The organism is Nostoc cycadae WK-1 (genome assembly GCF_002897135.1).
Classification (GTDB): domain Bacteria; phylum Cyanobacteriota; class Cyanobacteriia; order Cyanobacteriales; family Nostocaceae; genus Nostoc_B.
The window spans coordinates 96933-103439 of the sequence record NZ_DF978439.1 but is presented as its reverse complement, the minus strand read 5'-3'; the positions used below and the strand labels follow the sequence as shown (position 1 = coordinate 103439).

Below are 6507 nucleotides of genomic sequence, written 5' to 3'. Positions count from 1 at the left end.
ATTACTATTTCCAGGTGCAAGATGTGAGCTATCTCATCTGCTTGAAGACAATCTTTAAACTCAGCAATTCCCGCCGCCGCTAAAAAGTAAGCTTGATATTCATAAAAACCTTTGTCTACATCTTCCCTATTCCACTCACCACATCCATCTTTAAAATTTACCAAAGCATTAATAAAATCTTGCTGCTGCTGTCTTAGGTTTTCTTGTCTTCGTCCTAACCATAGCAATATCACTTCTTTCCATTGGGGTTGAAAAATGCGGTAAGTTCCTTGTGTTGGGTTGTGAGGAACATGATTCAGAAACTCATGCCAGTGATTAACATTTAACGCAGCGAAATATTCTTGAAAATTAGGATGAAAGAAAGCATAAACTTCCTCCTCAGTTTCAGCTACTCTGTCTACTAAATTTAACCAACCAACATCACAAGCTAATTTAAATAATTCTTCTCTCATTTCTTGACGTGCTAAACTCCGCCGCAAGCGAAACCTTGCACTACTGTTAATCCCGGCAAAAGCTAATTTGCTTAAAGCTTGGTGTAATTCATCCTTTAAATCATCAGAGTTACACAACTCAGTAGATAACTCTGATTTCCATTCATAGAAATAGAAAGTAAATCTCTGATAAAGTGCTGCTTTCGTTTCTGGTAATTCTCCCTGCTTATCCAAATAGAACGTCTGACACAGCAGCGACAACCGCAGAGGATTCGTCACCAATTTACGAATATTTTCATGTTGAGTTGCTTTTAACTTATCCTGTAGTGTCTTCCCTTTTGCTAAATTACCAGCACACTCAAACCACTGCTGAATAAATTCATCAATTTGTTCTGGTTTAAACTCTTGAGTTTTATAAGTATCAAATCCTGTAAGTGTATTATTAACCTGGGCATCCCAAACATTTAACCGACAAGTTAAAACCACCCGCGCCTGTCTCAAAGATGCTGTTAGTTCTCGATTAATTTTGGCTAAGGCTTCCACAGGTGAATTTTCACCCATTTCATCCACACCATCTAACAGTAGCCAAACTCCCCCTTTAGCAAAACACTCAAGTAATTGACGTTCAATTTTTGGTGTAACAACAACATCAGATTTAACTAATCTCATTGCTTCAGTCAGCCATTGCTTGAGCAAATATTCCTCAATTGTTTTTCCCTGTAAGTTGGCGAGAGAAATACAGATGGGTAAATCTTGAGTGTTGTCTTTAATAAAAGCAGCTATTGTACTTAATAAAGTAGTCTTACCTGCTCCTGGTTCACCAATGACAGCAATATGTTTATTATTTACGCTTGGCTGTTGTGTAATTACTTCTCGTAGAAATGCGTCATGTTCATAGGTTTTGACTATGACTTCTTGCGTTAACTCATAAACATTTTCTCTGTCTCGCTGCTCATCTAGTTGTCGCCGTTGCTGTTGTTTGCGTTCCACCAACTTCAAGGGAACATAAACGTTAACTTCAAAACCCTGCTCTGTCGCTTTGCGTCTGAGTCTTACTGCTTCCTGCTGATTTTGCAGCATGGTGGTGCAAACTTCACGCCAGTCATTAGGAGTTAACTTTGTCCCATCCTCCCCTTGAGACGACTGTAGTCAGTTGTAAGTGTTGTTCTGTTGCTCAATGTTGATTTGTTGAGCAACCATCGCACCTTTTTCTGCTTTAATTTGTTCTGCTAACTTCGCAAAGTTGTTAACAACTGACGGCTGAGACTTAATTTCATCTGCTAACTGTTTAATTTCCTTAGCAGCCTCAGACTTGTCATTGTTAACAGCTGCTTCCACATCCACAACAGCTTGAGCAATTTCGGGATCTTGTGCTGCTTGTGTCAGTTCCAGCACTGCTTGACCATAATCTAATGGCTGCGGTTCATTACTAGTAAGAGATGGTGCTTTATTCTTGCGGCGCAGTAACTCTATCAACTTACCAGGAGCAGTCCATAAAACATCACCAATGTTTTCGCCGATTTTCTCTTGTGCTTTAGTCAACAGGGTAGTTGCGATCGCAGTAGCTACAGCAGTTAAGCTCACAGTTATCATAAATCCACTATCAATAAGCCAAATAGCGGCAAAATTTTATGTGTCTATTCTACTGGTAAAACTACTGATACGCTAAACCTGAAGGCGATCGCTCTTAGCGGCTATTTAGTCAATTGCAATGAATCTTTATGAATTTAGGTAAGATGGGGTGCGATCGCCATAACTTATCAAAGGTAATTTTACCTGTATTTCTCCACAGATTCCACAGCTACATTAAATTGTTGAGCAATCTGTTCTACACTCATCCCTGTTTTTAGTAACAGTGGTACAGCAACTTTCAACAGTTCAGCTTCCCGTTGTTCTCGACCTTGTTCTAGACCTTGTTCTAAACCTTCAGCTTTGGCTTCCTGATATACTCTTGTCTGCTCTAAACTCAGTCCTAACATAGCTTCTACTTCCTCTCGACTCAAAGACGAAAACTTGTAAACAGCAATTGTCGTAATAATTTCGATGATTTCGTTTTTCGGCAGTGTGCCTGTTTCTTCTAATTTTACTCGTTGAATTAGTTGCTTGGCTTGCTCTGCCATTGTTTCGGAAGATGCGGTTGTCAACTGCATTAAGTTGATGCCTATTGGCAGAGTATCAGAAGTATCTAACTCATCCAAATAAATGCGCTGCACTTGGTCGCTGTTTAAAAATATGCGATGGGTTCTTTTATCGTTTGGTTCCAAAGAGCGTGATGGAAATATTACCACACAGTACCAATCGTCGTATTGAGATTGATTTCGGTTCAAATACATCAATGATTCAGTAAAAAACCGATGATAAAGACTTTCATCTTTCTGAAATTGCACTTCAGCAAAAAAGATAACTTTGGGTGTTGCATCTTCTGGTGGTAAAAAAACACCATCAATCCGAAAAGCTGTTTCTTTCACCTCCACTGACTCGAATCGATAGTTTTGCGCCTGTGCAGGACGGTTATCAACGAGTTCAAATATTAACGCCGGAAATCGCTTGAAAATTTGGTAATAAATAGAGTCACGTTTCACAAAAATATCAAAATATTTTGATTATTCAGGATTAATTTTATCAGTCTTTATCTGCATATCTAACAACAAAGCGATCGCTCTAGAATTAAGGTATAAAATCTGCGTCAAGAATCTGAGCTACAGAAAAAGGTGATTCTTGTGGGAATAGTTCTGATGGAAGTTGATATTTTCTGATGGTATCATTTCTAGCATCTGTATAACAGTCTAGAAATACATCATCTAAAACAGATTTTAAACTGGGACTATCTTCTAGAAGATAAATTATTTGTCGTCTTTGCTCAACAATAGTATTACGCCATCCTCTGGCATTACACTCTTTTTCTTCTATCCAGTATTGCAGTTTTAATAAATGTTCAATTAATATTATTAGACGGTTTTTAAGTTCTTTCTTTTCACTCCGCCCCATACTATCAATTTCTTCAATTAAATTCGCAATATCTAATTGTTCCAGTTTACCTTCTTGCAAAAGTTTAACTGTAGTTTGTATCCATAAGTAAAAATCTTGTTCATATAATGTTTTGTTAGTCTCAGAGGTAAACATAAAAATTTCTCCTGACTCAACAGAATATTGATTACATTATACAGTGAATAAATATTAGCTATTTCATGCCATACCCTAAAGCATGATAGCGATCGCACTTCCCCTAATTCTCAAAAGTGCGATCGCTATTCATCTTTTACAAGTCCTCTAATGAGTAGCAAAAAGTTTTAGTAGTGATTTCCTACCTTACGATGGTGGACGGCTGTTAATGCTTCAGGTTTAGAAACTCGGCCGCCGTTGACGGTGCTGTATACCGCCCAGTGGTCGCCACAGTCCATCCGGCTAACGACTTCACATTCCATGTAAGCTAAAGCGTCTGCAAGGATGGGTGTACCATCTTCAGCTGGCTGGGTTCGCACACCTGCAAAACGGTCTGCACCGGGGGCGAACCGCTTCAAGAAGTGCCGCATGAGTGTTTGATAATTGCCTTCTTCTAAGACGTTTAACACAAAGCGATCGCCTACTTGCATTAATGATTCAATCGCCCGATCTTTAGCGACTGCAATGGAGAAGCCCAAGGGTTTGAAGCTGGCTTGCGCTACCCAAGAAGCTAACATCGCGCTGGATACGTCGCCTTTTTTGGCAGTGATAATATACAGTCCGCCACTAAGTCTACCGAGGGCTTTATCTAAGTCTGCACTTAGAGATTTCATCGCTTTGATGCTGCGATCGCGTGTTACCCATTGTCCTAAGTCTGTGCCTGCTTCTTCACATTGCTTGTAAGTGATTTCACTAGGGTTTTCGCTAAGTTGAATTACCGGAAAGGCTACGTGCAGTCCCAACGCCCGGAATTTTGTTAATAGGGGATAAGTCGGTTCATCATTACCGCCACCAGTTTCAAATATACCAATGGCTTGTTTATCTTTAGCAGAGCCTAACACGGTACTAAGTGCAGCTTGAGCAATGTTATCACCAGCCGCAGGCGGCACACCAATGACTATCCCCGAACAGCGCCCCACCAGTTCGCGCAATTCTTGTAAATCTGTGGCTGAACCCAAATCTACTACTTCTACAGCGACATCGGTTTTGTTGATACCGTTGATTACGGCTTGCGCCAGGCGATCGCTATAACCGTATTCTGAAACGTAGAATATACCAACTGTGGTTTCTGGTTTGCTTTGGGTTTGACTCCATTTGCGGTAACGTCCGGTTAGTTCCTCAACGTTGTGATAGAGTAACGGCCCGTGACCTGTAGCAATCATTTTAATGGCTGGCAATTCGCCCATCCGCTTCATTGCAGACAATACCGAGCGCGAATTTGGCCCCATCAAGCATTCATAGTAATATTTAAAATCAGCTTCTATAGTTTTTAAGTCTTCGTCAAAGGTCGCATCGGAGCAATAGTGCATTCCGAAAGCATCGCAGGTGAAAAGAATTTGGTCTTTGTGGTCGAAGCTAAATATTGTGTCAGGCCAATGTAAGTTAGGTGCAATCACGAATTCTATCTCGTGGCCATTCCCTAAATCTATGCGATCGCCATTTTTCACAATCTGCCGTTTAAATGGCTGATGCACCAAATCTTCTAAAAATTGAATTGCAACTTTGGAAGCCACAACGGTAATTTCTGGAGCCAGTTGTAACAAATCTTTCACTAAGCCGCTATGGTCAGGCTCAGTGTGGCTGACAATCAAATAATTGATATCTTGAGGATTAATCAAGCCTGTGAGCGTATCAAAATACAGCTGACGGAATTTCTCATGGGAGGTATCAACTAAGGCAATCTGCTCACCGCGAATCAAAAATGAGTTGTAGGTAGTACCATTTTGTAAACCAAACTCAATATCAAAGCGATCGCGATCCCAATCGAGAGAGCGAATTGCCGTCGTATCTTGAGCAATGTCCTCAGTCTGTATAGTCAGCCGTTTTTCCGTTTTCTCGGTGAGCGATACCATAAATCCCCTCTCAAACACAATGAGTATTTATTCCGCTTGTTCTATTTTGACACGGTTTAAATGTAAATTTTTATTAAAAAATCTATAATTAGCTTAAAAAAATCAAAAGAGTGAAACCGCGTATACAGAAACCTTGGCTGGCTTTGGAGATAGGTAATTCCCGACTACATTGGGGGTTATTCGTAGACGAAACCCTTGACTATACCTGGAATACAGACTATCTACCTGATTCAGTTATACAGCAGTTAGGTAACGGTCAACCTTTAGATAATTTCCCAGCACAGATTTTTACCCTTCCTAGTCCTCTTCCACTGGTTATTGCTTCTGTTGTTCTTAGTCAAACTGCACTTTGGCAAAGTTACCCTAATGTAAGGGTGATTACCTTAGAGGATGTACCTTTAAAAAATACCTATCCCACATTAGGAATTGACCGCGCCTTAGCTTTGTGGGGTGCAGGGATAAAGTTAGGATTTCCTATATTAGTCATTGATGCTGGAACCGCACTCACTTTTACAGGCGCAGATAGTCAACAGAATTTAGTTGGCGGTGCAATTTTACCTGGTTTGGGTTTACAGTTTGCGACTTTGGGTGAAAAAACCAGCCAATTACCACAGTTAGAAACGCAAAACTTCACTTCATTACCACCACGTTTTGCACTTAATACACCAGAGGCTATTCAAAGTGGTGTTATCTACACCTTGTTAGCTGGAATCAAAGATTTTATGACAGCGTGGTGGGAATTATATCCTAATAGTAACGTGGTGATTAAAGGAGGCGATCGCACTTTATTATTTAACTATCTACAAACTTTATATCCAGAACTTACAGCACGTTTGATTGTTGAACCTAATTTAATTTTTTGGGGAATAGCTGCAATTAATGAAGTTTGACTATAAAAATTACCTCAACTGGATGACGACTCAACTAAATGAATATCAACAATAAGAGTTAGCACCTCATTAATCCAGAGGTTTTCTAATATTGTTTGTAATTTTTTGCGATCGCTCCAGTGATCAAAATCTGTTATGTCTCTATTAGTAGATTGACGATATCTGAAGCGA

The 6507-nt window shown here is 39.9% G+C and carries 6 protein-coding genes; 1 reads left to right on the top strand and 5 read right to left on the bottom strand.

Annotated features, from left to right (window positions below):
• From NCWK1_RS23910 to NCWK1_RS23890, 5 genes are all read right to left on the bottom strand, one after another.
• A partial coding sequence (locus NCWK1_RS23910) for an NACHT domain-containing protein (RefSeq protein ID WP_146034033.1) occupies window positions 1–1511 on the bottom strand: 1511 nt, incomplete at its 3' end.
• A 69-nt stretch (window positions 1512–1580) separates the two neighbouring features.
• Window positions 1581–2024, bottom strand: coding sequence for a hypothetical protein (locus tag NCWK1_RS23905; protein WP_103126426.1), 444 nt, complete (start codon window positions 2022–2024; stop codon window positions 1581–1583).
• Between the two features lie 179 nt (window positions 2025–2203).
• On the bottom strand, window positions 2204–3013 hold the full coding sequence (locus NCWK1_RS23900) for an Rpn family recombination-promoting nuclease/putative transposase (RefSeq protein WP_103126425.1): 810 nt from the start codon (window positions 3011–3013) through the stop codon (window positions 2204–2206).
• A gap of 85 nt (window positions 3014–3098) precedes the next feature.
• Entirely contained in the window at window positions 3099–3554 is a 456-nt protein-coding gene (locus NCWK1_RS23895) for a DUF29 domain-containing protein (RefSeq protein ID WP_103126424.1), read from the bottom strand.
• 167 nt (window positions 3555–3721) lie between these two features.
• The gene (locus tag NCWK1_RS23890) at window positions 3722–5446 is read right to left on the bottom strand and encodes a diflavin flavoprotein (protein ID WP_103126423.1); all 1725 of its coding nucleotides are present in this window, start codon (window positions 5444–5446) and stop codon (window positions 3722–3724) included.
• Window positions 5447–5556: 110 nt separating this feature from the next.
• Here NCWK1_RS23890 and NCWK1_RS23885 point away from each other — a divergent pair, with 110 nt between their 5' ends.
• The gene (locus NCWK1_RS23885; protein ID WP_245894978.1) at window positions 5557–6336 is read left to right on the top strand and encodes a pantothenate kinase; all 780 of its coding nucleotides are present in this window, start codon (window positions 5557–5559) and stop codon (window positions 6334–6336) included.
• The last annotated feature ends 171 nt before the right edge of the window (window positions 6337–6507 follow it).

What these genes read in the sequence shown, in the direction of transcription:
- NCWK1_RS23895 (WP_103126424.1), bottom strand. Translation starts at nt 3,554, where the DNA reads ATGTTTACCTCTGAGACTAACAAAACATTATATGAACAAGATTTTTAC.
- NCWK1_RS23905 (WP_103126426.1), bottom strand. Translation starts at nt 2,024, where the DNA reads ATGATAACTGTGAGCTTAACTGCTGTAGCTACTGCGATCGCAACTACC.
- NCWK1_RS23890 (WP_103126423.1), bottom strand. Translation starts at nt 5,446, where the DNA reads ATGGTATCGCTCACCGAGAAAACGGAAAAACGGCTGACTATACAGACT.